This window comes from Segeticoccus rhizosphaerae, from assembly GCF_009192725.1.
Classification (GTDB): domain Bacteria; phylum Actinomycetota; class Actinomycetes; order Actinomycetales; family Dermatophilaceae; genus Segeticoccus; species Segeticoccus rhizosphaerae.
Genome location: NZ_VOHR01000479.1, coordinates 1 through 2,053 on the forward strand (window position 1 = coordinate 1; position 2,053 = coordinate 2,053).

At 70.7% G+C, this 2,053-nt stretch carries 3 protein-coding genes; all 3 read right to left on the bottom strand.

Annotated features, from left to right (window positions below):
- Positions 1-576: thiamine pyrophosphate-binding protein (locus FRW57_RS20825; protein ID WP_162529448.1), on the bottom strand; the 576-nt coding region annotated here is incomplete at its 3' end.
- Positions 577-607: 31 nt separating this feature from the next.
- Positions 608-1,759 (bottom strand): acyl-CoA dehydrogenase family protein, encoded by a 1,152-nt coding sequence (locus FRW57_RS20830; RefSeq protein WP_137119985.1) that lies wholly within the window; start codon positions 1,757-1,759, stop codon positions 608-610.
- On the bottom strand, positions 1,756-2,053 hold a 298-nt coding region (locus tag FRW57_RS20835; RefSeq protein ID WP_203230465.1), incomplete at its 5' end, for an acetate--CoA ligase family protein. The genes FRW57_RS20835 and FRW57_RS20830, both read right to left, overlap by 4 nt.

The window sequence follows — 2,053 nt, forward strand, 5'->3', positions numbered from 1 at the left end:
CACCGCTTCCGGGCGCGCCGAGGCCACGGCCGGCTCGATCGGGTCCACCCGCCGCACCTCGGCGCTGGCCTCGAGCAGGTCGAGCGGGATCTCCAGGTGCACGGGCCGTGGCCGTCCCGTCCGCATGGCGGCGAAGGCCTGGGCGACGGCGCCCGGGATCTCCTCGACGCTCCGGACGCGGTGGCTGTAGGCGACCAGCGCCTCGAGCGCGGCCTGCTGGTCCTTGACCTCGTGCAGCTCCCCGTTGCCGCGACCCGGGTGACCGGTCGGCATACCGGGGGAGACGAACAGCACGGGCACCGAGTCGGACCACGCCTGCGCGGCTGCCGCTGCCGCGTTGAGGATCGCAGGCCCCGTCGTGGTGAGGCACACCCCCGGTTTGCCGGAGACCCGGGCGTATCCGTCGGCGGCGTAGCCGGCTCCTTGCTCGTGGCGGGTGAGCACACACTGGATCCGCGAGCTCGCGAGCGCGGCGAACGCCGACAGGTTGTGGGTGCCGGGGATGCCGAACACCGTGTCCACGCCGTGGATCTCGAGTGCGGCGACGAGCGCTGCCCCTCCGTTGAGCTGGGTCATCATGCTCCTTCGTCGAATGGTGTCTAGTGGTTCAGGACAGGTTGCGCGAGATGACCAGACGCATGATGTCGGAGGTCCCCTCCTCGATCTCCTCGAGCTTGACGTCACGCATCCACTGCTCGACGGGGTACTCACGCGAGTAGCCCCAGCCGCCGAGGGTCTGCACGGCTGCATGGGTCACGAACATCGCCGTCTCCGAGGCCGTGAGCTTGGCCATCGCGGCGAGGCCGGTCGCCGACCCGCCCTCGTCGATCACCCGGGCGGCATGGTGCACCAGCAGCCGCGCCGCCTCGATCCGGGTTGCCATGTCGGCGAGCCGGAACGCGACGGCCTGGTGCTCGATGATGAGGCGCCCGAACTGCTTCCGGGTGCGGGCGTAGTCGAGGGCGTACTCGTAGGCCGCGCGGGCAGCCCCCACCGCGGCGGCGCCCAGGACGACACGGGAGATGTCGAAGGTGCTCATCAGCCCGTAGAAGCCCTGGCCCTCCTCGCCGAGCCGGTCGGACTCGGGCACGAAGACCTCGTCCAGGAAGACCTCCCGGCAGACGATCGCACGCTGGCCCATTTTGCGCATCGGTTGGCCGAACGTCATACCGGCGGCGTCCTTCCGCACCAGGAACGCCGAGACCCCGCCCGACCGCAGGCCCGCATCCGTTTTGGCGAAGATGACGTAGAGCTCGGCCGCGCCCGCGTTGGAGATCCATGCCTTCTGGCCGGTGAGGAGGTAGCCGTCGTCCACCCGGGTCGCGGTCGTGACGATCGACGCGGCGTCCGAACCCGCACCCGGCTCGGTGGTCGCGAGCGCGGTCAACGGGGCGTCCGGCCCCGTGAGGGGGGTGAGCCAGCGCCGCTTCTGGTCCTCGGTGCCGAGGGCCAGGATCGGGTCGGCGAAGAACCCGCCCGAGCAGACCAGGTTGCCGATCCCCGGGTCGCCCCAGCACAGCTCCTCCTGGACGAGGCACTGGGTGAAGACGTCGGTGAACCCGCCACCGCCGTAGGCCTCCGGGATCATGAAGTCGGTGATCCCGACCTTCGCGGCCTTGGCGAAGATGTCGACCGGAGTGACGACGTCGGCCTCGTCGACCTCCCGGCCGCGGGGCCGGATCTCCCTCTCGGCGAACTCCTTGCAGAGCGCGACGATCTGGGTCTGCTCGTCGGTCAGGGGCCATGCGGTGGTGCTCATGCTGTGACCTCCTCACTGTCTGGGGCGTAGCTGTCTTGGCTGAATCGGCTGTCTTGGCTGTCAGGGTGAAGCCGGCTGTCACGGCGAAGCTGGCTGTCGTGGGTTGGTATGACGAGCGCGTCGACCGGGAGCGCGCCGTGGGGCCCGACACGGACCGGGTTCAGCTCGATCTCGGCGAGGTCCGGCCGAGCCGCGATCAGCTGCGACAAGGCGACGACGAGCCGGGCCAGATGGGCGGTGTCGACCGGCGGGCGGCCTCGCCAGCCGGCCAGCAGGGGCGCGCAGCGCAGGCGG